Annotated in this window: 23 protein-coding genes; 16 read left to right on the forward strand and 7 right to left on the reverse strand. The window is 68.5% G+C overall.

The annotated features are described in order from the left end of the window. Positions 1-4: 4 nt before the first annotated feature. Positions 5-1,084: an MBL fold metallo-hydrolase gene (locus BDI24065_RS31895; protein ID WP_175034560.1), complete on the reverse strand. Its 1,080-nt coding sequence runs from the start codon at positions 1,082-1,084 to the stop codon at positions 5-7. Positions 1,085-1,388: 304 nt separating this feature from the next. Here BDI24065_RS31895 and aceK point away from each other — a divergent pair, with 304 nt between their 5' ends. The 9 genes from aceK to bioB all read left to right on the forward strand — a co-directional run bounded on the left by aceK (position 1,389) and on the right by bioB (position 11,614). After that, a complete protein-coding gene (aceK, locus tag BDI24065_RS31900) occupies positions 1,389-3,206 on the forward strand; it encodes a bifunctional isocitrate dehydrogenase kinase/phosphatase (protein ID WP_175034561.1) in 1,818 nt (605 codons plus the stop codon). Positions 3,207-3,261: 55 nt separating this feature from the next. Beyond that, on the forward strand, positions 3,262-4,029 hold the full coding sequence (can, locus tag BDI24065_RS31905; protein ID WP_175034562.1) for a carbonate dehydratase: 768 nt from the start codon (positions 3,262-3,264) through the stop codon (positions 4,027-4,029). 109 nt (positions 4,030-4,138) lie between these two features. Continuing rightward, the gene (locus BDI24065_RS31910; protein ID WP_122946386.1) at positions 4,139-4,816 is read left to right on the forward strand and encodes an SDR family oxidoreductase; all 678 of its coding nucleotides are present in this window, start codon (positions 4,139-4,141) and stop codon (positions 4,814-4,816) included. A gap of 37 nt (positions 4,817-4,853) precedes the next feature. Continuing rightward, on the forward strand, positions 4,854-5,291 hold the full coding sequence (locus BDI24065_RS31915) for a YchJ family protein (protein WP_043187089.1): 438 nt from the start codon (positions 4,854-4,856) through the stop codon (positions 5,289-5,291). A 106-nt stretch (positions 5,292-5,397) separates the two neighbouring features. Beyond that, entirely contained in the window at positions 5,398-6,669 is a 1,272-nt protein-coding gene (locus BDI24065_RS31920) for a dienelactone hydrolase family protein (RefSeq protein ID WP_175034563.1), read from the forward strand. A gap of 515 nt (positions 6,670-7,184) precedes the next feature. Next, positions 7,185-8,531, forward strand: a complete 1,347-nt coding sequence (gene bioA / locus BDI24065_RS31925) for an adenosylmethionine--8-amino-7-oxononanoate transaminase (RefSeq protein ID WP_175034564.1) — start codon at positions 7,185-7,187, stop codon at positions 8,529-8,531. Further along, positions 8,528-9,820, forward strand: a complete 1,293-nt coding sequence (gene bioF, locus BDI24065_RS31930; protein WP_254609895.1) for an 8-amino-7-oxononanoate synthase — start codon at positions 8,528-8,530, stop codon at positions 9,818-9,820. Before bioA ends, bioF begins: the two co-directional genes overlap by 4 nt. Then, a complete protein-coding gene (gene bioD / locus BDI24065_RS31935; RefSeq protein WP_175034565.1) occupies positions 9,817-10,536 on the forward strand; it encodes a dethiobiotin synthase in 720 nt (239 codons plus the stop codon). The genes bioF and bioD overlap by 4 nt, the downstream gene beginning before the upstream one ends. Before the next feature lie 55 nt (positions 10,537-10,591). Then, positions 10,592-11,614, forward strand: coding sequence for a biotin synthase BioB (gene bioB / locus BDI24065_RS31940; RefSeq protein ID WP_175034566.1), 1,023 nt, complete (start codon positions 10,592-10,594; stop codon positions 11,612-11,614). An 80-nt stretch (positions 11,615-11,694) separates the two neighbouring features. Here the strand turns inward: bioB and BDI24065_RS31945 are convergent, their stop codons facing one another. Beyond that, positions 11,695-12,612 (reverse strand): LysR family transcriptional regulator, encoded by a 918-nt coding sequence (locus BDI24065_RS31945; RefSeq protein ID WP_069249003.1) that lies wholly within the window; start codon positions 12,610-12,612, stop codon positions 11,695-11,697. Between the two features lie 259 nt (positions 12,613-12,871). Here BDI24065_RS31945 and BDI24065_RS31950 point away from each other — a divergent pair, with 259 nt between their 5' ends. The 6 genes from BDI24065_RS31950 to BDI24065_RS31975 all read left to right on the forward strand — a co-directional run bounded on the left by BDI24065_RS31950 (position 12,872) and on the right by BDI24065_RS31975 (position 18,816). Continuing rightward, positions 12,872-13,654 (forward strand): 5-oxoprolinase subunit PxpA, encoded by a 783-nt coding sequence (locus tag BDI24065_RS31950; RefSeq protein ID WP_175034567.1) that lies wholly within the window; start codon positions 12,872-12,874, stop codon positions 13,652-13,654. Positions 13,655-13,670: 16 nt separating this feature from the next. Continuing rightward, a complete protein-coding gene (locus tag BDI24065_RS31955; protein WP_175015696.1) occupies positions 13,671-13,913 on the forward strand; it encodes an acetyl-CoA carboxylase in 243 nt (80 codons plus the stop codon). Between the two features lie 4 nt (positions 13,914-13,917). Next, the gene (locus BDI24065_RS31960) at positions 13,918-15,381 is read left to right on the forward strand and encodes an acetyl-CoA carboxylase biotin carboxylase subunit (RefSeq protein ID WP_175034568.1); all 1,464 of its coding nucleotides are present in this window, start codon (positions 13,918-13,920) and stop codon (positions 15,379-15,381) included. Beyond that, a complete protein-coding gene (locus tag BDI24065_RS31965; protein ID WP_175034569.1) occupies positions 15,378-16,253 on the forward strand; it encodes a 5-oxoprolinase subunit B family protein in 876 nt (291 codons plus the stop codon). Before BDI24065_RS31960 ends, BDI24065_RS31965 begins: the two co-directional genes overlap by 4 nt. Next, positions 16,243-17,238 (forward strand): biotin-dependent carboxyltransferase family protein, encoded by a 996-nt coding sequence (locus BDI24065_RS31970; RefSeq protein ID WP_175034570.1) that lies wholly within the window; start codon positions 16,243-16,245, stop codon positions 17,236-17,238. The genes BDI24065_RS31965 and BDI24065_RS31970 overlap by 11 nt, the downstream gene beginning before the upstream one ends. A 222-nt stretch (positions 17,239-17,460) precedes the next feature. Then, positions 17,461-18,816 carry a purine-cytosine permease family protein gene (locus BDI24065_RS31975; protein ID WP_175034571.1) on the forward strand — a complete coding sequence of 452 codons (1,356 nt, stop codon included), beginning with the start codon at positions 17,461-17,463 and terminating at the stop codon, positions 18,814-18,816. Between the two features lie 25 nt (positions 18,817-18,841). Here the strand turns inward: BDI24065_RS31975 and BDI24065_RS31980 are convergent, their stop codons facing one another. The 5 genes from BDI24065_RS31980 to BDI24065_RS32000 all read right to left on the reverse strand — a co-directional run bounded on the left by BDI24065_RS31980 (position 18,842) and on the right by BDI24065_RS32000 (position 23,072). Next, the gene (locus tag BDI24065_RS31980; protein WP_175034572.1) at positions 18,842-19,930 is read right to left on the reverse strand and encodes a suppressor of fused domain protein; all 1,089 of its coding nucleotides are present in this window, start codon (positions 19,928-19,930) and stop codon (positions 18,842-18,844) included. A gap of 77 nt (positions 19,931-20,007) precedes the next feature. Further along, positions 20,008-20,733 (reverse strand): copper homeostasis protein CutC, encoded by a 726-nt coding sequence (locus BDI24065_RS31985; RefSeq protein ID WP_089446531.1) that lies wholly within the window; start codon positions 20,731-20,733, stop codon positions 20,008-20,010. Between the two features lie 108 nt (positions 20,734-20,841). Beyond that, entirely contained in the window at positions 20,842-21,246 is a 405-nt protein-coding gene (locus BDI24065_RS31990) for a hypothetical protein (RefSeq protein WP_175034573.1), read from the reverse strand. After that, positions 21,243-21,626, reverse strand: a complete 384-nt coding sequence (locus BDI24065_RS31995; protein WP_175034574.1) for a hypothetical protein — start codon at positions 21,624-21,626, stop codon at positions 21,243-21,245. The genes BDI24065_RS31990 and BDI24065_RS31995 overlap by 4 nt, the downstream gene beginning before the upstream one ends. 159 nt (positions 21,627-21,785) lie before the next feature. Then, the gene (locus BDI24065_RS32000; protein ID WP_175034575.1) at positions 21,786-23,072 is read right to left on the reverse strand and encodes a sensor domain-containing phosphodiesterase; all 1,287 of its coding nucleotides are present in this window, start codon (positions 23,070-23,072) and stop codon (positions 21,786-21,788) included. A gap of 297 nt (positions 23,073-23,369) precedes the next feature. Here BDI24065_RS32000 and BDI24065_RS32005 point away from each other — a divergent pair, with 297 nt between their 5' ends. Continuing rightward, positions 23,370-25,037 (forward strand): Na+/H+ antiporter, encoded by a 1,668-nt coding sequence (locus tag BDI24065_RS32005; RefSeq protein ID WP_175034576.1) that lies wholly within the window; start codon positions 23,370-23,372, stop codon positions 25,035-25,037. Positions 25,038-25,107: the final 70 nt, after the last annotated feature.

Consider the following 25,107-nt stretch of genomic DNA (forward strand, 5'->3'; position numbering starts at 1 on the left):
GGTGTCAGCCGGCGGTGCGGAACCGCAGCACGCCGTCGTCGCCCTGCTCGCGCACGAGCTCGCCGGCGAGCCACAGCAGGTTCAGGTGCGCGAGCGCCTCGCCGAGCGCGAACGTCATCTGGTGGATGTCGAGTTCGCGGCGGCGGAACATGATCGGCACGATGTCGGCCGCGCTCATCGGCTGTTCCGCGCACGCGACGCGCACTTCGGCCAGGCGCGCGTCGTGGTGTTCGCGCAGCTGCGTGATGCGCGTGCGCACGCCGCGGAACGGCTTGCCGTGCGACGGCAGCACCAGCGTATCGGGCGCCATCGTCTCGTAGCGGCCGAGCGACTGCAGGTACAGCGCGAGCGGGTTCGCTTCCGGCTCGAGGTCGAACACGGACACGTTCGTCGAGATGCGCGGCAGCACCATGTCGCCGGAGATCAGCACGCCGTCCGCTTCGCTGTGCAGCGCGCAATGTTCAGGCGAATGGCCGAAGCCGGTCACGACGCGCCACGTGCGCGCGCCGATCGTCACCGCGTCGCCCTCGCGCAGGCGCCGGTAGCGCGGCGGCACGGCCGGCACGAGATCCGAGTAGTAGTTGCGGCGGTTGCGCAGCTTGTCGAGCGCGGCCGGATCGGTCAGCCCGTGGCGCGCGAAGTGATCGGCGGCGGCCGCGCCGCCCGCGTTCGAGCCGTTGCCGGCCGCCATCAGGCAGCCGAACATGTACTCGCCGAGCGTCATCCACAGCCGCACGTTCCAGCGGCCCTTGTCGCCGCCTTCGCACAGCCAGTTCGCGAGGCCGAAGTGATCGGGGTGGCAGTGCGTGACGAGCACGCGCAGCACGGGCAGGCCGTCGAGATGCGTGTCGAAGATCTGCTCCCAGTGCGTGCGGATCGCGTCCGACGAGATCCCGCAATCGACGATCGTCCAGCCGGCCTGCCCGTCGATCTCGTCGCGCAGCAGCCACAGGTTGATGTGATCGAGCGAGAACGGCAGCGGCATGCGCAGCCAGCGCACGCCGGGCGCGACCTCGAACGTGTCGCCCGCGGCGGGCAGCGTGTCGGCGAAGGGATAGTCGAGTTGGTGTTCCAGTGCGTTCATCGGTGGGGCGTCTCGTCGTTATCGGTGCGAATGCGCGCCGGCGGCAGGCCGCGGCGGGCGGTGCGTCGATTCTATCGCCGTCGCGCGGAACGCGTGCCCGGCGGCTTGCCGCCCGTCAAAAAAAGTTCGTGCCAGAATCGGTTCCGTACCCGTATCTTTACGCGAAGATGCACCGAACGGCATCCAACGGCGGATAACCCGCCGCCTGCCGGCCGTCCGCGCATCGCCGCAAAGCCCTTGAACCGCCCGCTTGGGCGCTAAAATGGCGAGTGCTTACAGCCCCTCCCGAACGAGCCTGCACGCGATGAATCACTTCCCCAAACTGCTGTCTTCGCAGATCGGTTTCGACGTCGCGCAGACGATGCTCGAAAACTTCGACCGCCACTACCGGATCTTCCGCGAGGCGGCCGTCGAGGCGAAGACGCTGTACGAGCACGGCGACTGGCACGGGCTGCAGCGGCTCGCGCGCGAGCGGATCACGTCGTACGACGATCGCGTGAAGGAATGCGTCGAGGTGCTGGAAGACGAATACGACGCGGAGAACATCGACGACGAAGTGTGGCAGCAGATCAAGCTGCACTACATCGGCCTGCTCACGTCGCACCGCCAGCCCGAGTGCGCGGAAACCTTCTTCAATTCGGTGTGCTGCAAGATCCTGCACCGCTCGTACTTCAGCAACGATTTCATCTTCGTGCGCCCGGCGATCTCGACCGAATATCTCGAGAACGACGAGCCGGCCGCGAAGCCGACCTACCGCGCGTACTATCCGGGCACCGACGGGCTCGCGACCACGCTCGAGCGGATCGTCACGAACTTCCAGCTCGAGCCGGCGTTCGACGATCTCCCGCGCGACATCGCATGCGTGATGCAGGCGATCCACGACGAATTCGGCCACTTCGACGAAGCGCCGAATTTCCAGATCCACGTGCTGTCGTCGCTGTTCTTCCGCAACAAGAGCGCGTACATCGTCGGCCGCATCATCAACGCCGACCGCGTGCTGCCGTTCGCGGTGCCGATCCGCCACGTGCGGCCGGGCGTGCTCTCGCTCGACACCGTGCTGCTGCGCCGCGACCAGCTGATGATCATCTTCGGCTTCTCGCACTCGTATTTCCTCGTCGACATGGGCGTGCCGTCCGCGTACGTCGACTTCCTGTGCACGATCATGCCCGGCAAGCCGAAGGCGGAGATCTACACGTCGGTCGGCCTGCAGAAGCAGGGCAAGAACCTGTTCTATCGCGACCTGCTGCACCATCTGTCGCATTCGAGCGACCGCTTCATCATCGCGCCGGGGATCAAGGGCCTCGTGATGCTCGTGTTCACGCTGCCGTCGTTCCCGTACGTGTTCAAGATCATCAAGGATCACTTCCCGCCGCCGAAGGAAACCACGCGCGCGCAGATCATGGAGAAGTACCAGCTCGTGAAGCGCCACGACCGCCTCGGGCGGATGGCCGACACGCTCGAGTATTCGAGCGTCGCGCTGCCGCTCGCGCGGCTCGACCACGCGCTCGTGCGCGAGCTGGAGAAGGAAGTGCCGTCGCTGCTCGAACACGAGGACGGCAATCTCGTGATCAAGCACCTGTACATCGAGCGCCGGATGACGCCGCTCAACCTGTACCTGCAGAACGGCTCCGATACCGACGTCGAGCACGGCGTGAAGGAATACGGCAACGCGGTGAAGGAGCTGATGAAGGCGAACATCTTCCCCGGCGACATGCTGTACAAGAACTTCGGCGTCACGCGCCACGGCCGCGTGGTGTTCTACGACTACGACGAGATCGAGTACCTGACCGACTGCAACGTGCGCCGCGTGCCGCCGCCGCGCAACGAGGAGGACGAGCTGTCCGGCGAACCGTGGTATACCGTCGGCCCGCACGACATCTTTCCGGAGACCTACGGGCCGTTCCTGCTCGGCGACCCGCGCGTGCGCGACGTCTTCATGAAGCATCACGCGGACTTTTTCGATCCCGCGCTGTGGCAGGCCAGCAAGGACAAGCTGATACAGGGCGAGCTGCCCGACTTTTATCCGTACGACACCGCGCTGCGCTTTTGCCTGCGCTACCCCGCGCGCTTCGGCGCGACGGACCAGAACGATGGTGCGGGCGACGCGCAGCGCGCCGCCTGACGTCCACTACATCGCACCGATTGCGACCCGATTTCCGCCAACGGAATCCACACCGATGAACACCCAAGACAATCCGCTTTCACATCTGTTCGACAACAACGACGCCTGGGTCAAGCACAAGCTCGAAGACGACCCGCAGTTCTTCGCGCGTCTGGCCGACCAGCAGGCGCCGGAGTATCTGTGGATCGGCTGCTCGGATTCGCGCGTGCCCGCGAACGAGATCATCGGCCTGCCGCCGGGCGAAGTGTTCGTCCACCGCAATATCGCGAACGTGGTCGTGCACAGCGACCTGAACTGCCTGTCGGTGATCCAGTTCGCGGTCGACATCCTGCGCGTGAAGCACATCATGGTCGTCGGCCACTACGGCTGCTCGGGCGTGAACGCCGCGCTGCTCAACCGCCGTGTCGGCCTCGCCGACAACTGGCTGCACCACGTGCAGGACGTGCGCGAGCGCCACGCGGCGCTGCTCGACGAATGGCCGGTGGGCGAAGCGCGCTATCGCCGCCTGATCGAGCTGAACGCGATCGAGCAGGTCGTCAACGTGTGCCGCACGACGATCGTCAACGACGCGTGGGCGCGCGGCCAGTCGCTCACCGTGCACGGGCTCGTGTACGGCGTGCACGACGGCCGGATGCGTAATCTCGGGATGGCCGTGTCGAACTTCGAAGCGCTCGACGAGACCTACAAGCGCTGCGTGGCCGCACTCACCGCCGGCGGCGAGCATGCACCGGCCAACGACATGATCGCGGCAGACGCCGCGCGGCTCGAAGGCGTCGCGCAGGCTGTCGCCGCCACGCTGAAGCCGTGCGACGACGCGAAGTGACGCCACGGCCTGCGCAGCGGTAACGGCGCAGGCGCAGCCGTGCCACCCATCGAACGGATCTGACACCGGCGCTGCCGCCACGGCGGCGCCAAGCAAAGGAGCGACGGGCATGAAAACCGCATTGATCGTCGGTGCATCGCGCGGCCTCGGCCGCGAATTCGTCCGCCAATACCGGCGCGACGGCTGGAACGTGATCGCCACCGCGCGCGACGACGCGTCGCTCGACGCGCTGCGCGCGCTCGGCGCGCAGGCGCATGCGCTCGACATCACGCAGCCCGAGCAGATCGCGGCGCTCGGCTGGAAGCTCGACGGCGAGCGGCTCGATACGGCCGTGCTGGTGTCGGGTGTGTACGGGCCGCGCACCGAGGGGGTCGAGACGATCACCGCCGAGGATTTCGACGCGGTGATGCATACGAACGTGCGCGGGCCGATGCAGTTGCTGCCGATCGTGCTGCCGCTCGTCGAGGACGCGCGCGGCGTGCTGGCCGTCGTGTCGAGCCGGATGGGCAGCATCGCCGAGGCGACCGGCACGACCGGCTGGCTGTACCGCGCGAGCAAGGCCGCGCTGAACGATGCGCTGCGCATCGCGTCGCTGCAGACGCGTCACGCAGCCTGCATCTCGCTCCATCCCGGCTGGGTGCGCACCGACATGGGCGGCGCGCAGGCCGCGATCGATCCGGAAACCAGCGTGACCGGCATGCGCCGCGTGATCGCCGAATCCGGCGCGGACGTGTCGCAGGCAAACGGCCGCTTCTTCCAGTACGACGGTATCGAGCTGAGCTGGTAGGCAGCCGACAACCTTGCGTCGTTAATTCCTGTTTGGCATGATTTTGAACCGACCTGACGCGTGCCCGTGCGGCGGCGCGTCCCCCGCTCCCGCCGGCAAAGCGCCGGCGCCCCGCTATGCGGCCTGCTGCGGCCGCTTCATCGACGGCGGCGAAGCCGCGCCGACCGCGCTCGAGTTGATGCGCTCGCGGTACAGCGCGTACGTGCTCGGCGCGACCGACTACCTGCGCGCGACGTGGGCCGCGCGCACCTGCCCGCCCGATCTCGACACCGACCCCGAAGCACCCGACGCGCCGCGCTGGCTCGGGCTCGCGGTCAAACGCCACGCGCCGCTCGACGAACGGCACGCGGAGGTCGAATTCGTGGCCCGCTACAAGGTCGGCGGACGCGCTTACCGGCTCCACGAGACGAGCCGTTTCGAGCGCGACGAGCATGGTTTCTGGCGCTACGTCGACGGCGAAGTAAGTGAACGTTGACAAATAGTTGCTGTGTCAGACGCCGGGTAATTCCCGCATTGCACAACCCGAATTTGTCGGGCTACGATGACCTCGAATTGGTCAAGTTGCATGGCAGGGCTTACGAATGGCGTTCAGCAAGGTATTGGTGGGATGGATGGCGGCCTGTGCGCTGTCGGCCGCTCAGGCCGGTACGCTGCCGAGCACGAATTCGGGGTCGGGTGCCGGCGCCAGCGGGTCGCTCGCCCACGCCGAACGCTTCGACTACAGCGATTCGAACCTGCCGCAGGTCGCCGCCGACCTGAACGAACAGATCCTCCGCATTCCGGCCGACGCCTCGGGCTCCGTCACGCTCGAGGCCACGCTCTTCAAGCCGAACGGCCCCGGCCCGTTCCCGCTCGTCGTCTTCAACCACGGCAAGAACACCGGCGATCTCCATCTGCAGCCGCGCAGCCGGCCGCTCGCGTTCGCACGCGAATTCGTGCGCCGCGGCTATGCGGTGATCGCGCCGAATCGCCAGGGCTTCGCAGGTTCGGGCGGCACGTACCAGCAGGAAGGCTGCAACGTCGGCAAGAACGGCCTCGCGCAGGCGGCTGACGTCGACGCGACGGTGCGCTACATGTCGCGCCAGTCGTATGTCGATGCGTCGCGCATCGTCGTCGCCGGCACGTCGCACGGCGGCCTCGTATCGGTCGCGTACGGCACCGAAGCCGCACCGGGCGTGCGCGGCATCATCAACTTCTCCGGCGGGCTGCGCCAGGATCTCTGCGACGGCTGGCAGAAAAACCTCGTCGACGCATTCGACGAGTACGGCGCGCATACGGCCGTGCGGTCGCTGTGGCTGTATGGCGACAACGATTCGGTGTGGACGCCCGGGCTCGTCGCACAAATGCACGACGCGTACGTTTCGCACGGCACGCAGGCCCAGTTCATCGATTTCGGCCGCTACAAGGACGACGCGCACCGGCTGATCGTCGACCGCGACGGCGTGCCCGTGTGGTGGCCGGCCGTCAACGCGTTCCTCGCGCAGCTGAACCTGCCGACCTCGGTGCGCTACGCGGTCGCGAATCCGCACGAGCCGAAGGCGAGCGGCTATGCGTCGATCGACTCGGTCAACGCGGTGCCGTATGTCGACGAAGCCGGCCGTGAAGGCTATCGCCGCTTCCTGAACCAGCATCCGAGCCGCGCGTTCGCGGTGTCGTCGGAAGGCGCCTGGTCGTGGGCCGAAGGCGGCGACGATCCGATGGCGCTCGCGCTCGACAACTGCGCGAAGCAGGGCGCGGGTTCGTGCCGGCTGTATGCGGTCAACGACCGGGTCGTGTGGAACACGACGCAGACGGCCGACAACGACGACAGCAACGCACGCGACACCGGCACGCCCGCACTGGCTTCGCGCTGACGAGCGGCGGCCTTCGCCGCCGTTTTTCGTTTTCCTCCCCTTCTCCATTTCGTTGCTTCGCGCCCGCGCTGCGTGCAGCATTCGCGGCGGATGTCGCACATGTGGCTACGCCACGCAGGCCGGCATGAATGCGCCGCCTCACAACCCCACGCTCGCGTTCTCCTCGTCAGCGCTTGCCGTCAAGTTCGTTCCGATCACTTGGGGGCCGCATCATCCCGCGCCGCCGATTCCCCCTTCGATCCCCGATTTTTTACCCCGCCGCGCCGCCCGACCCGCGATTTTTTTCGGTTGGGGGGTCTCACTCGAACGTCGTCATCTGCGGTCATTTCGGGGTATCTGAATCGTACCGTCCCGAGCCGCCCCGATCTGCGCCGAACTCCCGCCCGGCAAGGCTTTGCGGCGTTTGTAACCGGTAGTGCAACGGGTCGCGGAACACGCTAATCTCAGCGCGTTTCGTGTCCCGCCGCGCGGCATCCCGTCGATGCCGCGCAGCCGTTTTATCCCCCGGAGCCGCCTTGAGTACGCCAGCCACCGACGACTGGGTCGCGCGCAGCCTGCGCGCGGTCTGGCATCCCTGCACCCAGATGAAGCATCACGAGCGCCTGCCGCTCATCCCCGTCGCGCGCGGCGCGGGCCTGTGGCTGTATGACCGTGACGGTCGCCGCTACTTCGATGCGATCAGCTCGTGGTGGGTCAACCTGTTCGGCCATGCGAACCCGGACATCAACGCGGCGCTGAAGGACCAGCTCGATACGCTCGAGCACGCGATGCTCGCCGGCTGCACGCACGAGCCCGCGATCGAGCTCGCGGAGCGGCTGCACGTGCTCACCGCGCGCACGCTCGGCCATGCGTTCTTTGCGTCGGACGGTGCGTCGGCGGTCGAAATCGCGCTGAAGATGAGCTTCCACGCGTGGCGCAACCGCGGCCGCGCGAACAAGCAGGAATTCGTCTGCGTCGCGAACAGCTATCACGGCGAGACGATCGGCGCGCTCGGCGTGACCGACGTCGCGCTGTTCAAGGACGCGTACGACCCGCTGATCCGCCATGCGCATGTTGTCGCGTCACCCGACGCGCGCCGTGCGCTGCCGGGCGAAACGGCCGCCGACGTCGCGGGCCGCGCGCTTGCCGACGTGCGGCGCCTGTTCGTCGAACGCGGCGACCGGATCGCCGCGCTGATCGTCGAGCCGCTCGTGCAGTGCGCGGCCGGCATGGCGATGCACGATCCGTCGTACGTACGCGGGCTGCGCGCGCTGTGCGACGAATTCGGCGTGCACCTGATCGCCGACGAGATCGCGGTCGGCTGCGGCCGCACCGGCACCTTCTTCGCGTGCGAGCAGGCCGGCGTCTGGCCCGATTTCCTGTGCCTGTCGAAAGGCATCAGCGGCGGCTACCTGCCGCTGTCGCTCGTGCTCACGCGCGACGACGTGTTCGCCGCGTTCTACGACGACGACACGACGCGCGGCTTCCTGCACTCGCACTCGTACACCGGCAACCCGCTCGCGTGCCGCGCGGCGGTCGCGACGCTCGACCTGTTCGAGCGCGACGACGTGCTCGCGGCCAATACCCGCAAGTCGGCCACGATGCGCGCGGCGCTCGCGCCGCTCGACGCACACCCGCAGGTACGCCACCTGCGCGAGCGCGGCACGCTGTTCGCGTTCGACGTCGCACTCGACGGCGACGCGGCGCGCGGCTTCTCGCGACGCTTCTTCGAGCGCGCGCTGGAACGCGAGCTGCTGCTGCGCCCGATCGGCACGACCGTGTACCTGATGCCGCCGTACGTGATGAACGACGACGATATCGCGTGGCTCGCGCAACGCACGCGCGACACGCTCGATGCAACGCTGGAGGAAATCGGCCGATGACACAACAGCCCCCACGCTCACTTCGTTCGCTGCTCCCCGAGGGGGCGGCTGCCTCCGTTGGGACGGCCCGGCGGGAGGCAGCGACGAACCCGCTGCTCGACACCCTGCAACGCGGCCTCGCCGATCTCGACGCGCAAGGGCTGCGCCGCGTGCGCCGCACCGCCGACACCGCGTGCGATGCACATATGACCGTCGACGGCCGCGAGATCATCGGCTTCGCAAGCAACGACTATCTGGGCCTCGCCGCGCATCCGGCGCTCGTCGCCGCGTTTGCCGAAGGCGCGCAGCGCTACGGCTCCGGCAGCGGCGGCTCGCACCTGCTCGGCGGCCATTCGCGTGCGCACGCGACGCTCGAAGAAGAACTCGCGGCCTTCTCGGGCGGCTTCTCCGACGCGCCGCGCGCGCTGTACTTCAGCACCGGCTACATGGCGAACCTCGCCGCGATGACGGCGCTCACCGGCAAGGGCGCGACGATCTTCTCCGACGCACTGAACCACGCGTCGCTGATCGACGGCATGCGGCTGTCGCGCGCGAACGTGCAGGTCTATCCGCATGCGGACACAGCCGCGCTCGCCGCACTGCTCGACGCGTCGGATGCCGAAACGAAGCTGATCGTCAGCGACACGGTGTTCAGCATGGACGGCGACCTCGCGCCGCTCGCCGAACTCGTCGCGCTGGCCGAACGCCACGGCGCGTGGCTCGTCGTCGACGATGCGCACGGCTTCGGCGTGCTCGGCCCACAGGGCCGCGGCGCGCTCGCGGCCGCCGCGCTGCGTTCGCCGCATCTCGTGTACGTCGGCACGCTCGGCAAGGCCGCCGGCGTCGCGGGCGCATTCGTGATCGCGCACGAGACCGTGATCGAATGGATGATCCAGCGCGCACGCAGCTACATCTTCACGACGGCCGCGCCGCCGGCCGTCGCGCATGCGGTATCGGCCAGCCTGGAGCTGATCGCGGGCGACGAAGGCGACGCGCGACGCGCGCATCTCGCCGCGCTGATCGAACGCACGCGCGCGCTGCTGCGCAACACGCGCTGGCAGCCGGTCGATTCGCACACGGCCGTGCAGCCGCTCGTGATCGGCAGCAACGACGCGACGCTCGCGGCGATGCGCGCGCTCGACGCGCATGGCCTGTGGGTGCCCGCGATCCGGCCGCCGACGGTGCCCGTCGGCACGTCGCGGCTGCGCGTGTCGCTGTCGGCCGCGCATTCGTTCGACGATCTCGCACGGCTCGAAGCCGCGCTGATCGAAGCCAGCGAGGCGCAGGCCCTGCAGGAGGCCGCAGCATGACCGCCCCGCTCTCGCTGTTCGTCACCGGCACCGACACCGAAATCGGCAAGACCTTCGTATCGGCCGCGATGCTGCACGGCTTCGCGCGGCATGGCCTGCGCGCAGCCGCGCTGAAACCCGTCGCGGCCGGCGCGTATGAACGCGACGGCGTGTGGCGCAACGAGGACGCCGACCAGCTCGACGCGGCCGCGAACGTCGTGCTGCCGCCCGAGCTGCGCACGCCGTTCCTGCTGAAAGCACCGGCCGCGCCGCATATCGTCGCTGCGCAGGAAGGCGTGACGCTCGACATCGACACGATCGTCGCGTGCCATCGCGAAGCGCTGACGCGCGCGGATATCGTCGTCGTCGAAGGCGCCGGCGGCTTCCGCGTGCCGATGAACGACACGCAGGACATGGCCGATCTCGCGGTCGCGCTCGGCGTGCCGGTCGTGCTCGTGGTCGGCGTGCGGCTCGGCTGCATCAACCATGCGCTGCTGACCGCCGACGCGATTGCCGCGCGCGGCCTCAAGCTCGCCGGCTGGGTTGCGAACCACGTCGACCCGGCGATGTCGTTTCCCGACGAGAACATCGCGACGATGCGCGACTGGCTCGCCCGCGAGCACGGCGCGCCGCTGCTCGGCCGCATTCCGCACCTGAGCCCGGCCGCTCCCGAATCCGCCGCGGCGATGCTCGACATCGCCGCGCTCGTCGAGACGCTGCGCACCGCGCAGCATTGACCCAACCGAAACAGATCCCCCGATCCCTCATCCCCGACCAGGACAGGAAAACGACATGACCCAAGCCCAAACTGCCGCCACCGTGCAACCCGACGCGATTCCCGTGGCCGCTCCGGTCTCGCAGCGCTGGCGCGTCGCCGACGTCGTCGCGCTGTTCGAGCTGCCGTTCAACGACCTGCTCTTCCGCGCGCAACAGGTGCATCGCGAGCACTTCGACGCGAACGCGGTGCAGCTGTCGACGCTGCTGTCGATCAAGACGGGCGGCTGCGAGGAAGATTGCGGCTATTGCTCGCAGTCGTCGCATCACGACACGGGCCTGAAGGCCGAGAAGCTGATGGACGTCGACGCGGTGCTCGATGCCGCACGCGCGGCGAAGGCGAGCGGCGCGAGCCGCTTCTGCATGGGCGCCGCGTGGCGCAACCCGAAGGAGCGCCACATGCCGGCGCTGACGGAGATGGTGCGCGGCGTGAAGGAACTCGGCCTCGAGACCTGCATGACGCTCGGCATGCTGGAAGACGAGCAGGCGCAGGAACTCGCGAGCGCGGGCCTCGACTACTACAACCACAACCTCGACACGTCGCCGGAGTTCTACGGCCAGGTGATCTCGACGCGCACCTACCAGGATCGTCTCGACACGCTCGACCGCGTGCGTGACGCGGGCATCAACGTGTGCTGCGGCGGCATCATCGGGATGGGCGAATCGCGTCGCGAACGCGCTGGCCTGATCTCGCAGCTCGCGAACCTGAACCCGTATCCGGATTCGGTGCCGATCAACAACCTCGTCGCGATCGAAGGCACGCCGCTCGAAGGCACCGCGCCGCTCGACCCGTTCGAATTCGTGCGCACGATCGCGGTTGCGCGGATCACGATGCCGAAGGCCGTCGTGCGCCTGTCGGCCGGCCGCGAGCAGCTCGACGACGGCCTGCAGGCGATGTGCTTCCTCGCCGGCGCGAACTCGATGTTCTACGGCGACCAGTTGCTGACGACGAGCAACCCGCAGTCGCAGAAGGACCGTGCGCTGTTCGAGCGCCTCGGTATCCGCTCGAGCGACGCGGACGCGATGTCGGCGAACGCGTAAGCGCCACGCGCGGCGAATTCGTTCGCCACATGAAAAAGCCGGGATACGTCCCGGCTTTTTTTCGTGCATGCGACGCGCACTCAGCCCGCGCCGCCCAGCGCGCGCGGCTCCATGAACGTGTGCCGGAAATAGTCGCGCACCGCGTGCATCGCGGGGCTCAACTCGATGTCCTTGCGCCACGCGAGGCCGACGCTCATCGGCGGCACCGGGTCGCGCAGCACGATCGTCTCGATGCGCCGCCCTTCGAGCGACCACGGGCGGTACACCATGTCGGACAGGATCGCGACGCCGCTGCCGTTCGCGACCATGCTGCGCACCGCCTCGACCGACGACGTGCGCAGGATCACGTTCGGCCGATACGGCGTCTCGTTCCAGTAGCGCAGCGCCGTCTGCCCGGCCTCGTCGACCGTCAGCATCACGAACGGCTCGCGCGCGACCTCCGCGAACGTGACGCTCTCGTGCCTGAGCAGCGGGTGATGCGCACCGACCCACAGCCGCCGCACCGAGTGGATCACCGGCTCCAGCACGAGCGCCGGATTCGACACGTTCGACGTGAGCAGCACGGCCATGTCGTAGCGGCCCGCGATCAGCCCCTCCTCGATCGACTCGCGGTTCAGCTCGTGCAGGTGGATCGTCAGCCGCGGGTACAGCGTGTTCAGGCGCAGCACGTGATGCGGCAGGAAGTAGCCGAGCACCGTGTAGCTCGCGGCGATCGCGAGCGTGCCGGTCAGCGTGCTTTCGAGGTTCGGGATCCGCATCGCCTCGTCGACCGACGACAGGATCGTGTACGCGTGATTCAGGAAGCGCCGCCCCGTGTCGGTGAGCGTCACGCCCGACGGCGTGCGCAGGAACAGCTGCGTGCCGAGGCTGTCCTCCAGTTCCTTGATCGCGCTCGTCACGGCCGACTGCGAAATCGTGAGCTGGATCGCGGCCTGCGAGATCTGGCCGAGCTCGGCGGTCGCGACGAAATACTTGAGCTGTCTGAGGGTCAGGGCCATGGTCGATGAGAAAACAGATGGGCACGCGATAAACATCATAACAACCGTGCCGCGCCCATGAGCCCGACCTCGTGGAAACCCTGCCATCCCTGCTCCGGCGGCCCTCGGCGGCCGTCCTCCTGGGTATCGAAAAAATCGATACGGCTGCATATAAAAATAGAACTTTTTTGACGCAACCCACGCGGCTAACCTGCGTTCAACACGGTTTCGGCATGCGCCACGACGCACGCGAACCGGAGAACCTGGAGGAGCACACCGTATGAGGAAGCACAGCGTCGACCTGAACTCCGACATGGGAGAAGGCTTCGGCCCGTGGACGATCGGCGACGGCGTCGACGAGCAGATCATGCCGCTCATCAGCTCGGCGAACATCGCCACCGGCTTTCACGCCGGCGACCCGAACATCATGGCGCGCACGGTGCAACTGGCGCGCGACGCCGGTGTCGGCATCGGCGCGCACCCGGGCTTTCGCGATCTCGTCGGCTTCGGCCGCCGCACGATCGCCGAAACGCCGCAGGCGCTCGTCAACGACATCCTGTATCAGCTCGGTGCACTGCGCGAGTTCGCACGCCTGAACGGCATCAGCCTGCAGCACGTGAAGCCGCACGGCGCGCTCTACATGCACGCCGCAGCCAACGAGGCGTTGTCGCGCCTGCTGATCGAAACGCTGCAACGTGTCGATCCGGGCCTGTGGCTGTACTGCATGGAAGCGTCGATCACGCACCGCGTCGCCGTCGAGTACGGGCAGCCGGTCATTCGCGAGTTCTACGCGGATCGCGACTACGACCGCAGCGGCTCGATCGTGTTCACGCGCCGCGTCGGCCGCCTCGACCCGCGCCAGGTCGCCGACAAGGTGCTGCGCGCGTGCATCGACGGCAAGGTGCGGACGATCGACGGCGACGACATCGATATCGATTTCGATTCGGTCTGCATCCACAGCGACACGCCGGGCGCGCTCGACCTCGTGCGCGAAACGCGCCACGCGCTGATTCGCGAAGGTATCCGGACCGCCGGGCCGCAACCGCTCGCCGCCCATCACTGATTCAAGGAGACACACGATGGCATTGCACGAAATCGTCAGCCCGCTGCCGGGCACCTTCTACCGGCGTCCGTCGCCCGACGCGGACTACTACGTCGCACTCGACGCGACGGTCGCCGCCGGCGCGGTGGTCGGCCTCGTCGAGGTGATGAAGCAGTTCACCGAGATCGAAGCCGATGCGGGAGGGCGCGTGGTCGAGCTGCTCGTCGAGGACGGCGAGCCGGTCGACGCGGGCCAGGTGCTGATGCGGATCGAGGGATGACGCGATGAAACCGGAAACTTCCTCCGACACGTTCTACCGCCCGTCGCGAATCCGGACCGTGCTGGTCGCGAACCGCGGCGAGATCGCGGTGCGCGTGATCCGCGCAGCGCGCGAGCTCGGCATGCGCGCGGTCGCCGTGGTCAGCGACGCGGACCGCGACAGTCTCGCCGCACGCATGGCCGATGAAGCCGTTCACATCGGCTCGTCGCACGCGGCGAAAAGCTACCTGAATCCCGCCGCGATCCTCGACGCCGCGCGGCAGTGCGGCGCGGACGCGATCCATCCCGGCTACGGCTTCCTGTCCGAGAACGCAGCATTCGCCGCGCAGGTGGAAGCGGCCGGCCTGATCTTCGTCGGCCCGGACTCGCAGGTGATCGCCACGATGGGCGACAAGGCCCGCGCTCGCGAAACCGCGCGGCGCGCCAACGTGCCGACCGTGCCCGGCAGCGACGGCGTCGTGCAATCGCTCGACGAGGCGCGGGACGTCGCCGCGCGCATCGGCTACCCGATCATGATCAAGGCGGCCGCCGGCGGCGGCGGGCGCGGCATCCGCGTCGCGCACGACGCCGCCCAGCTCGACGCCGAGCTGCCGCTCGCGCAGCGCGAGGCCCAGGCGGCCTTCGGCGACGGCGGCGTGTACCTCGAACGCTTCATCGCACGGGCGCGCCACATCGAGGTGCAGGTGCTCGGCGACGGCCGCAACGTCGTCCACCTGTTCGAGCGCGAATGCTCGCTGCAGCGGCGGCGCCAGAAAATCCTCGAGGAGGCGCCCTCGCCTTCGCTCACGCCCGCGCAGCGCGACGCGCTGTGCGCGTCGGCCACGCGCCTCGCGCAAGAGGTCGGCTATCGCAGCGCGGGCACGCTCGAATACCTGTTCGACGACACGCGCGGCGAGTTCTACTTCATCGAGATGAATACGCGCATCCAGGTCGAGCATCCGGTGACCGAGGCGATCACCGGCATCGATCTCGTGCGCGAGACGCTGCGCATCGCCGACGGCGAGCCGCTGCGCTTCGCGCAGCAGGACATCGCGATGCGCGGCGCGGCACTCGAATGCCGGATCAACGCGGAAGATCCGCTGCAGGATTTCCGCCCGAACCCCGGCCGGATCGACGAACTCGTGTGGCCGACCGGCCCGGGCGTGCGCGTCGATTCACTGCTCTATCCGGGCTACGTCGTGCCGCCGTTCTACGATTCGCTGCTCGCGAAGCTGATCGTGCACGACGAGAGCCGCGCGGCCGCGCTGCGGCGCCTGGCGCGTGCGCTCGGCGAGCTGCACATCGGCGGCCTGAAGACGACCGCACCGTTGCACGTCGCACTGCTCGCTGACGACGACGTGCGCGCCGGGCGCTATCACACGAATTTCCTCGAAGCGTGGATGCCGCAGTGGCGCGACGCCGCAACAGCCGCCATGCAACGACACGCAGCCGAAAACGCAGACGCCGTGCGCGTCGGGGAGGCGATGTGACGACCCGTTATACGTTCGGCGGCGACGAGTTCGTGTTCGTCGAAATCAGCGAATCGATGTCGCTCGATGCGTTCTTCAAGGGCACGGCGATCACGCGCGAACTGCAGCGCCGCGCGGTGCCGGGCATCACCGAGATCTGTCCGGCGAATGCGTCCTACCAGGTACGCTACGACCCGGACGTGATCGAGCCGGACGCGCTCGTCGCGCTGTTGAAGACGATCGAGGCCGAGGTCGGTGACGCGCCGCTCGAACTCGATACGCGCATCGTCGAGGTGCCCGTGCTCTACAACGATCCGTGGACGCACGAGACGCTGATGCGGTTTCGCGAACGCCACCAGGATCCGTCGTCGACCGATCTCGAATACGCGGCGCGCATCAACGGCAAGCGCGACGTCGACGCATTCATCGCCGCGCACTCGGGTTCGCCGTGGTTCGTGTCGATGGTGGGCTTCGTCGCGGGCTTGCCGTTCATGTACCAGATGGTCGAGCGCGAACGCCAGCTCGAAGTGCCGAAGTACCTGCGGCCACGCACCGACACGCCGAAGCTCACCGTGGGCCACGGCGGCTGTTTCGGCTGCATCTACTCGGTGCGCGGCGCGGGCGGCTACCAGATGTTCGGCGTGACGCCGGCGCCGATCTTCGATCCCGAGCAGCGGCTCGACTACCTGCGCGAGTTCATGGTGTTCTTCCGGCCCGGCGACATCGTGAAATTTCAGCCGATCGATCGCGATGCGTACGACGCGGCAGTGGCGGCCGTCGAAGCCGGCACCTTCTCGCTGCGCGTGCGCCCCGTGAAATTCTCGCTCGACGCGTTCCTGCGCGATCCCGATGCGGTCAACCGCTCTCTCGTCGAGGTGCTGCATGCAAACTGACGCGCACAACCTGATCGAGGTCGTGAAACCCGGCCTCGCGACGTCGGTCCAGGACATGGGCCGGCAAGGCTATTACCACGTGGGGATTCCGCCGTCGGGCTCGCTCGACCAGTACGCATCGCGCGCGGCGAACCTGCTGGTCGGCAATCCCGAGGAAGCGGCCGTGCTCGAATGCACGCTGCTCGGCCCCGAGCTGATGTTCCATACGGATGCGCTGATCGCCGTCACCGGTGCCGAGATGACGCCGAAGATCGACGGTGTCGGGCAGCGCTGCAACGTTGCGCTGCGGATCCGCGCGGGCAGCGTGCTGTCGTTCAATTACGTGAAGGCCGGCGCGCGCGCGTATCTCGCCGTCGCGGGCGGCATCGACGTGCCGGTCGTGCTCGGCAGCCGCTCGACCTACACGCTCGGCGCGATCGGCGGCCATGCGGGCCGGCGCCTGCAGAAAGGCGACCGTCTGCCGATCGGCGCCCCCGTTGGCACGCACCGCGAGGGGCGCGAGCTGCCGGCGGCCGTGAGCCGGCCGCTCGAAAACCAGGTCGAGTTGCGCGTGCTGACGGGCCTGTATCACTACCGGCTCACCGACGATTCCGCCCGCACCTTCTTCGACGACGAATGGACGGTCGCGCCCGAAGCCGACCGCATCGGCTACCGCTACAAGAACGGCCGCGCGCTGCAGTTCCGGCCGCGCGAGCAGCCGTTCGGCGCGGGCGCCGATCCGTCGAACATCGTCGATGCGTGCTACCCGATCGGCTCGATCCAGGTGCCGGCCGGGCTCGAGCCGATCATCCTGCACCGCGACGCGGTGTCGGGCGGCGGCTACGCGACGATCGGCACGGTCATCAGCGCCGACATGGACCTGATCGGCCAGATGCAGCCGAACCACCGTGCGCGCTTCGTGCGCGTGACGATGGCCGACGCGCTCGCCGCGCGCCGCGAATACCAGCGGCGTCTCGCGCTGCTGCGCGCCGTGCTGCGGGATTGAGCACCGGGCGCCCGGCTCGCGTGCCGGGCGCCATTGGTCACCACCCTCTTTTCGCTGTCCGTTTTCCGCCCGCGCGGCCGTGCGCCGCGCGGCGGGGACGCTTGCGCGCTGTTTCCGTTCCTGCCGAACCGGTTGCCCGCCCGACGTCGGGGCAACCCTGCGGATCGCATGTGCCGCGGCCGAGACGTCGTTCGCAGTTTCCGCTCATCAAGGAGCACGATCATGGCCAACCTGGCTCAGGCCCGCACCGACGAGGATCTCGACCTGTCGACGCTCGCCGTTCCCGACCACGCGCGCATGCCGCCTTTTTCGCTGACGATGGCGTGGTGGGCCGTGTGCAGCGCGGTGTTCTACATCGTCGTGGGCGCCACGCTCGCGCTTGCCTACGGCGCCCGCAACGCGCTGATCGGGATGGCGTTGTCGGTCGTGTCGTACGGCCTCGTCAACACGATCATCAGCCGCTATGCGATCCGCACGGGGCTCTCGGTCGCGCTGTTCTCGCGCGTGCTGTTCGGCAGCGCCGGCGCGGCGCTCGCGACACTGATCTTCTTCGCGACGGCGATCTACTACGCAGTATTCGAAGGCTCGGTGATCGCGGTTGCCGCGCATCACCAGTTCCCCGGGCTCGACTACAAATGGGCCGCGCTGATCGTCGTCTGCTACAGCGTGCCGCTCGTGTTCGGCAGCGTGCAGCACTGGCTCGACAAGTTCAACGGCGTGCTGCTGCCGTTCTACCTGCTCGGGCTGCTCGCGGCGGTCGGGCTCGCGACGGCCGAATACGGCTATAACGCGGCCTGGCTCGATTTCGGGCCGGCCGGCAACGCACCGGCCGGCGGCTGGTGGCACTGCTTCGTCTACTACATGGGCGTGTGGGTGCTGATGATGTTCACGTTCGACTACGCGCGCTTCGGCCGCAAGGAAGACGCCGGCTATCACGGCCGCTTCAACTTCGGGATGCCGTTCTACCTCGTCACGTTTCTCGTCAACGGCGCCGCCGGCATCTATCTCGTCAGCACGATTCCGGGGCTCGGTACGCTCTCCGAAGTATCGGTCGTGCTTGCGCTGCTGAAGCTGATGGGGGTGTGGGGCTTGCTGTTCGTATGGGTCACGCAATCGCGGATCAACACCGCGAACTATTACCTTGCGACCGTCAACATGCAGGCGTTCTTCCTGAAGGTGGCCGGCCTGCGCGCGCCGAAGTTCGTGTGGGCACTCGTGGTCGGCGCGGTCGTCTATGCGCTGATGATGGCGGACATCTTCTCGCGGATCCTGCAGGCGCTCGCGTACCAGGGCATCTTCGTCGTCGCATGGGTCGGCGTCGCGCTCGCGCACATCCTGTCGGACCGCTACGGGCAGCTGGTCGGCGACGACATCGAATGCCGCGACGCGCATGTGCCGACGTTCAACCCGGGCGGGCTGACCGCCTGGTTCGCCGGCGCATTCATCGGACTCGCGCTGAACCAGGCGACGGGATTCGCCGCGTCGCTGTCGGCGCCCGCGACGTTCGTCGTGTCGTGGGTGGTCTATCGCGCGCTGCTGGGCACGGCCAAGCGGACCTGGTTCGTACGCAATACGTGACGGGGCGCCCGCGCGCCGCCGCGCATCATCCGATCGTCTGCACCGCGTTGCCCTGCGCATCGCGGATCACGGTCTTCTCCACGCGCCAGCGCACGCCGTCGAGCCCGTCGACCGCATACTCGCCGGCGCGCGGCTGCAACGTGCGCGCCAGCGCCTGCACCGTCGCGTCGGTGAGCCGCAGCGTCAGCGTGCCGTCCTCGTCGGTCACGTCGTTCGCGTCGCCGTGCACGAACCGCACCGCGCCATTGTGACCGACCAGGCGGAACGGCCGGTCGAACGGCAACCGGAGCGGCAGCAGCGTGACGAGTTCGTCGACCTGCCGCGCGCCGACGGTGATCTCGATCACGGGCGCGCGCAGCAGCCGCTTGCGCGTTTCCCATCCGAGCACATCGGTGAACAGCGAGCCGCTCGACGAGCCGTCGCGCCGGGTGCCCTCGTCGACCTGCGCGCGCACGTCCGCACGCTCGAGCAGCGACGCGCGGCCGAGATCGGTCACCCACAGCGGCATATGCGGCAGCAGCGTGTCGAGCAGCGCGCGCGTGCGCCAGCGCTTCGCGGCGCGCTCCTCGTCGAGCGTCAGCCCGACGATCTGCAGGAACGCCAGGTGGCCGTGCGGCGTCTCGATCGCCGGCAGCTCCGGATCGAACGCGAAACCCATCGAGCAGAGCTGCGTACCGGTATCGAGCGCGATCGGGCCGTTGGCCGTCATCCAGTGACCGTCGTCGAACGCGTTGCCGCTCTGGAACACGTAGCGGGCGAGGTTCTGCAGGAAGCTGAACACCCAGTTCGGCGGCGCTTCGTCGGCGGCGCCGCAGGCGACACGCATCGTCAGCTCGAAGCCGAAGCCGCTGACGGCCGGATCGTCCGACTCCTTCGCATACAGCTCGGAGAGCCCGTACGTGACGAAGTGCCAGTGCGGCACGGGTTCCGCGCGCTTCCACACGCTGATCCCGTCGAGCGGATCGTGGCCGCCGAGCCGCCACTTGAGCAGCGTGCCGTAATGCTTCGGCTCCTGGCCCGGATAGACGCGCGCGAGCGCGCCGTCGATCGCGTCCCAGCCCGGCGCGCTGTCGTCGGCTGCGCCGTCCTGCGGGTCGTGTGATGCGTCCGTCATGTGGCCCTCTCTCCCGGGTCGTGTCCCGGTGGATGGTGTCGGTGCGTGCGGCGGCGGCCTGCAGGCCGCCGTGTGCGTCACACGTGCGCCGCCGCGCCGTCGATCGCCGCGCGCACGCGCTCGACGAGTGGTTGATCGACCGGCGCCAGCACCTCGCCGCGCGGCCGTACACCCGAACCGAAATGCACCGCGCGCACGCCGGTCGCGCGGACGAAATCGCCGACCGCGTCGACCGTGAGCCCCGAGCCGGCCAGCACCGTGCAGGTCGAGCCGGCCGCCTGCCGCACCAGCCGCGTGATCGTCGCGACCGCGTCGAGCACCGACGGATGGCCGCCCGACGTCAGCACCGAGGTGACGGCCGGCACGCGCAGCAGCGCGTCGAATGCGGCGTTGAGATCGCGCGATACGTCGAACGCGCGGTGGAAAGTCAGCGCGCGGCCGTCCGCCGCGGCCGCGATGCGGGCCAGGGCGTCGAGATCGACGTCGCCGCGTGCGTCGAGCGCGCCAAACACGACGCCGTTCGCACCGGCCGCGACGGCTGCACGCACGTCGCGCTCGATCACGCGGAGATCGTCGGCGTCGTACACGAACGACCGGCTGTGCGGTCGCACGATCACGTTGACGGGAATCGGCACGGCGGCCACGACGGCTTCGATCAGGCCGACGCTCGGCGTCAGCCCGCCTTCGGTGATCGCGGTCACGAGTTCGAGGCGGTCGGCGCCCGCGCGGGCAGCGGCCTTCGCATCGCCGACGGTCGTGGCGATCACTTCGAGGAGAACGGAGGAGGCGGCGTTTCGGTTCATGGGCGGCCCGCGAATCGTCAGGACAATTCGCGCATCCTAGCCGAGCCGCGTGACGGACGCCAGCACGCCGGCCGCCGCGCCGTCAGCCGCGCTCAGTCAGTCACACCGTCAGCCGCGCCGCGCAAGCCACACGCCGACGAGCGCGGACAGGCCGGTCACCGCGGCACCGGGCACGACCCGGAACATCCGCGCGTTCATGTCCACGCCCTGCTGCTGCAACACGTCGACGATCCCCGGCGCCATCAGCATCGTCGCCCAGCCGATCATCCCTAACGCAGTGGTCGCGGTCGCGATGAGCAGCGCGATGCCCGCGCCGCGCGCGCGTGGCCGGAACGCGCCGGCAAACGCGCCCACGGCCAGAAGCACGGCCGACAACACGCACAGCACGGCGACGAACACGAGCATCGCCCCCGTATGGCCGAGCTTCAGGAACGCCATCATCTGCGCGGTGATCACGCACATCCCCGCGATCGTGAACAGCACGATCGCGAGCGCGTTGCGCGCGAAGCTCATGCGTTCGCCAGGAAATACGCGGTCGCGGGGCGCCGGAACATCAGGTAGACGAACAGCGCGAACAGCAGGACGCCCGGAATCAGCACCGCGTACATCGACGCCGGCATGTTGACGAACGAGAACGCGAAGCTGAACACGGATACCGCGATGTAGGTCTTGCGCGACCATTCGCGGCCCTTGAGGATCGCGATGCCGACCACGACGTTCACGACTTCGAGGATCACGCTGATGCCGAGCGTCGCCCAGACGGGCAGCAGGTAGTGCGACAGCAGCGCCTGGGTGGTCGGCATGCCGATCGTGAAAGGCGTATAGATGCACGTGATCGCGTTGGTCACGATGATGATCCACGCGAGAATGGTCAGCGAAATCGGTCTTTTCATTGTGTTTTCCTTGTTATTCGCCGCCATGGTGGCCCCCGGGACGGCGCGCTCGCGGTCACGATGGCCGCGGTCGGGCCATTGTCGGGGAAGCGCACGGCGAACGCAACGGGGCCGCCCCGCGACGGCCCGCCCCGCCCGCCGCCTGCGGTGCGCGCGGCGCTAGCCGGCGTCCGCTTCGTCGTCGCCCCAGTCGATATCGCCGCACAGCACCCGCTGCGTATCGCCGACGCGCACGGCCACCGACAGCGTCACGCACGGCTGCGCCTCGTTGATCGACAGGTACGGCCGCGTGACCTGCACGCGCCCCGGCTCGGCGATCGCCGAGCGGAAATACGGCCGGCGCAGCCAGTTCGCGCCCTGCGCGTCCGCCAGCGGCGAGAAGCGCGCCTCGGCGAGCGCACGGTCGGCGCGCAGCACGACGTTGCGGCCCGACTGGCGGCCGTGCGCATCGAGCAGGAAGCAGCGCGCAGCCGCGTCGAGCGCAAGGAAGTTCCAGCACACCTCGTCGAGCGGCTCGCCGGCCGCGAGTCGCTCGGCTGCGCGTTCGAACGCGCGCAGGTACGGCGCGAGCCGCTGCGCATCGCGCCGCTCGCGCGCGTCGGTCTGCTGCCGGAAGCGCTCGGTCAGCTCGCCGATGCAGCCCGTCGCGGCCGCGCTGTCGGGCAGCCCCGGCGCCGGCCGGCCGAAGTAGTAGCCCTGCACGAAATCGGCCTCGCACGACAGCGCGATCTGCGCCTCGTGCTCGGTCTCGATGCCCTCGACGAGCACCAGCTTGCCGGCCTCGTGCAGCAGCGTCACGAGCCCGTGCAGGATCGCGGTGAGCCCGGTGCGGTGCGCCGCGTGCGACAGCATGATCCGGTCGAGCTTGACGATGTCCGGGTTCAGTTGCCAGATCCGCTCGAGGTTCGAATGGCCCGCGCCGAAATCGTCGAGCGCGATCAGGAAGCCGTGCGTGCGGAATTCGCGCACGGCCTCGGCAAGCCGCTCGACGTCCTCCGCGCGCTGTTCGAGCACTTCGAGCACGATGCGGCGCGGCGGCATGCCGAGCCGCTTCAGGTTCGCGAGCAGCGCGGCCGCCTGGAACGGGTCGGTGAGCACGCCCGGATGCACGTTGAGGAACAGCCACTCGCGCTCGGCGCCGAGCAGCGCGAAGTTCTCGAGATGCAGCGCCTGCGCGAGCCGGTCGAGCTGCAGCAGCTCGCCCTGGCGCGCGGCTTCGCCGAACACGTCGAGCGGCGACACCGCGCGGTCGAGCGCATCGTGCGCGCGCAGCAGCGCCTCGTAGCCCACCGCGCGCTGGTGCGACAGGCTGAATATCGGCTGGAACACGGTCGTGAGCGTCAGGTCGCGGTGCTGCGTCGCCAGACGTTCGAAGCCGGAACTCACCTCCCGCTCGAACCGGTACGGCGACGCGGCGGCCGGACGCTCCTGTTGCACGATCGTCATGCCTTCCTCCTGGTATTGCCTTCGAACGCGGCGCCCGGCGAAGCGAGCGGCGCGTGCAATGTCATGGTTGGACCCTCGGTTGCCCGGTCAGCGCCGGACGGCTGTCCCACATCAAGCAAGCTCCGTGCAAGGCGCCGACAACCCGTGCGCCGCGCGGCTCGCACCGGCCTGCCGCACCATCTCGGCGCAGGTCGCGCGCACCATTTTCGTGCACACGCACCGGCCGCTCGAACGCAGCCGTCACGCCAGCACGCTACACTCCGTACGATCGTTTCATTCCCCGTATTCGCCGTATCGATGGAAATCGTCTTCACCGTCCTGATCCTGCTGCTGACCGTCGCGCTGTCCGGCGCCGTCACGCGCATCCTGCCGTTCCAACTGCCGTTGCCACTGATGCAGATCGCCTTCGGCGCGATGCTCGCATGGCCGAAGCTGAACCTGCACGTCACGTTCGACCCCGAAATCTTCATGCTGCTGTTCATTCCGCCGCTGCTGTTCGCGGATGGCTGGCGGATTCCGAAGCGCGAACTGTACCTGCAGCGCCGTGCGATCCTGATGCTCGCATTCGGGCTCGTGTTCATGACGGTACTCGCAGTGGGCTACTTCGCGCACTGGCTGATACCCGAGTTGCCGCTGCCGATCGCGTTCGCGCTCGCGGCGGTGCTGTCGCCGACCGACGCGGTCGCGCTGTCGGGCATCGCCGGCCGTGGCCGGATCCCGCCGCAGCTGATGCACATCCTCGAAGGCGAGGCGCTGATGAACGATGCGTCGGGCCTCGTTGCGCTGAAATTCGCGATCGCGGCCGCGCTGACGGGCATGTTCTCGCTGCGCGACGCGTCGGTCACGTTCGTGATCGTCGCGGCCGGCGGGCTCGCGACGGGCGCGATCGTGTCGTGGGCGTTCAGCGCGCTGTCGACGCGCTTCCTGAACGCCGAGCAGGAAGGCGATCCGGCCCCCGGCATCGTGATGACGCTGCTCGTGCCGTTCGCGGCCTACCTGTTCGCCGAGCACCTCGACCTGTCGGGCGTGCTGGCGGCCGTGTCGGCCGGGATGATGATGAACTACACGAGCTTCTCGCGCAAAAGCACCGTCGCGTCGCGCGTGCGCGCCGAAAGCACGTGGGCGATGATCGAGTTCGTGTTCAACGGCATGGTGTTCATCATGCTCGGGCTGCAGTTGCCGCACATCATCGGCCGCACGCTCGTCGACGCGCACCACACGAGCGACGCGCTCGTCGGCCGGATGATCTTCAACGTCTGCGCGATGATGCTCGCGCTGTATGCGATCCGCTTCCTGTGGGTCTGGCTGCTGCGCTGGTTCGCGAGCCGTCGCGCCGCGCGCCAGGGCCTCGCGGGCACGATGGCCGGCGTGCGCACGATCGCGGTGATGACGGTCGGCGGCGTGCGCGGCGCGGTCACGCTCGCCGGCGTGCTGTCGATTCCGGTCGCGCTGTCCGACGGCGTGCCGCTGCCGGGCCGCGACACGGCGATCTTCGTCGCGTCGGCGGTGATCCTCGGCTCGCTCGTCGTCGCGGTGATCGGCCTGCCGCTGCTGCTGCGCGGCGTGCGTTCGTCGCGCAGCCCGCTCGGCGACGAGGAACGCGCCGCGCGCGCGGCCGCCGCGCAGGCCGCGATCCGCGCGATCGACTCGTCGCACGACGCGATCTCGGTCGATCTCGACGAATCGGGCGCCGCACGCTGCGCGGACATCTCCGCACGCGTGATGGACCAGTACCGCCGCCGCCTCGCGACGCTGGCCGAGGACGGCCCCACGCCGCGCGCGGAAGCGAAGCAGGCCGAAACGATGGAGCTGCAGATGCGGATCGCGGCCGTGCGCGCGGAACGCTCCGCGCTGTACCGGCTGCGCAGCGAAAGCAAGATTTCCGACGAGACGCTGACGAAGCTGCTCCGCGAGATCGACCTGTCGGAAACCGCGCTGTCGACGCGCAAGAAGGGCATTCTTTGACGGGCCGGACGCTGCGTTTGCGCACCGGCCGCCCATGAAAAAAAGGCGACGCTTCCGCGTCGCCGTTTTC

The sequence above is a fragment of the Burkholderia lata genome (assembly GCF_902499025.1).
Lineage (GTDB): Bacteria > Pseudomonadota > Gammaproteobacteria > Burkholderiales > Burkholderiaceae > Burkholderia > Burkholderia lata_C.

Coding starts and splice junctions, on each gene's coding strand:
- BDI24065_RS31895 (WP_175034560.1), bottom strand. CDS start 1,084: ATGAACGCACTGGAACACCAACTCGACTATCCCTTCGCCGACACGCTG.
- aceK (WP_175034561.1), top strand. CDS start 1,389: ATGAATCACTTCCCCAAACTGCTGTCTTCGCAGATCGGTTTCGACGTC.
- can (WP_175034562.1), top strand. CDS start 3,262: ATGAACACCCAAGACAATCCGCTTTCACATCTGTTCGACAACAACGAC.
- BDI24065_RS31910 (WP_122946386.1), top strand. CDS start 4,139: ATGAAAACCGCATTGATCGTCGGTGCATCGCGCGGCCTCGGCCGCGAA.
- BDI24065_RS31915 (WP_043187089.1), top strand. CDS start 4,854: ATGATTTTGAACCGACCTGACGCGTGCCCGTGCGGCGGCGCGTCCCCC.
- BDI24065_RS31920 (WP_175034563.1), top strand. CDS start 5,398: ATGGCGTTCAGCAAGGTATTGGTGGGATGGATGGCGGCCTGTGCGCTG.
- bioF (WP_254609895.1), top strand. CDS start 8,528: ATGACACAACAGCCCCCACGCTCACTTCGTTCGCTGCTCCCCGAGGGG.
- bioD (WP_175034565.1), top strand. CDS start 9,817: ATGACCGCCCCGCTCTCGCTGTTCGTCACCGGCACCGACACCGAAATC.
- bioB (WP_175034566.1), top strand. CDS start 10,592: ATGACCCAAGCCCAAACTGCCGCCACCGTGCAACCCGACGCGATTCCC.
- BDI24065_RS31945 (WP_069249003.1), bottom strand. CDS start 12,612: ATGGCCCTGACCCTCAGACAGCTCAAGTATTTCGTCGCGACCGCCGAG.
- BDI24065_RS31950 (WP_175034567.1), top strand. CDS start 12,872: ATGAGGAAGCACAGCGTCGACCTGAACTCCGACATGGGAGAAGGCTTC.
- BDI24065_RS31955 (WP_175015696.1), top strand. CDS start 13,671: ATGGCATTGCACGAAATCGTCAGCCCGCTGCCGGGCACCTTCTACCGG.
- BDI24065_RS31960 (WP_175034568.1), top strand. CDS start 13,918: ATGAAACCGGAAACTTCCTCCGACACGTTCTACCGCCCGTCGCGAATC.
- BDI24065_RS31970 (WP_175034570.1), top strand. CDS start 16,243: ATGCAAACTGACGCGCACAACCTGATCGAGGTCGTGAAACCCGGCCTC.
- BDI24065_RS31975 (WP_175034571.1), top strand. CDS start 17,461: ATGGCCAACCTGGCTCAGGCCCGCACCGACGAGGATCTCGACCTGTCG.
- BDI24065_RS31980 (WP_175034572.1), bottom strand. CDS start 19,930: ATGACGGACGCATCACACGACCCGCAGGACGGCGCAGCCGACGACAGC.
- BDI24065_RS31985 (WP_089446531.1), bottom strand. CDS start 20,733: ATGAACCGAAACGCCGCCTCCTCCGTTCTCCTCGAAGTGATCGCCACG.
- BDI24065_RS31990 (WP_175034573.1), bottom strand. CDS start 21,246: ATGAGCTTCGCGCGCAACGCGCTCGCGATCGTGCTGTTCACGATCGCG.
- BDI24065_RS31995 (WP_175034574.1), bottom strand. CDS start 21,626: ATGAAAAGACCGATTTCGCTGACCATTCTCGCGTGGATCATCATCGTG.
- BDI24065_RS32000 (WP_175034575.1), bottom strand. CDS start 23,072: ATGACGATCGTGCAACAGGAGCGTCCGGCCGCCGCGTCGCCGTACCGG.
- BDI24065_RS32005 (WP_175034576.1), top strand. CDS start 23,370: ATGGAAATCGTCTTCACCGTCCTGATCCTGCTGCTGACCGTCGCGCTG.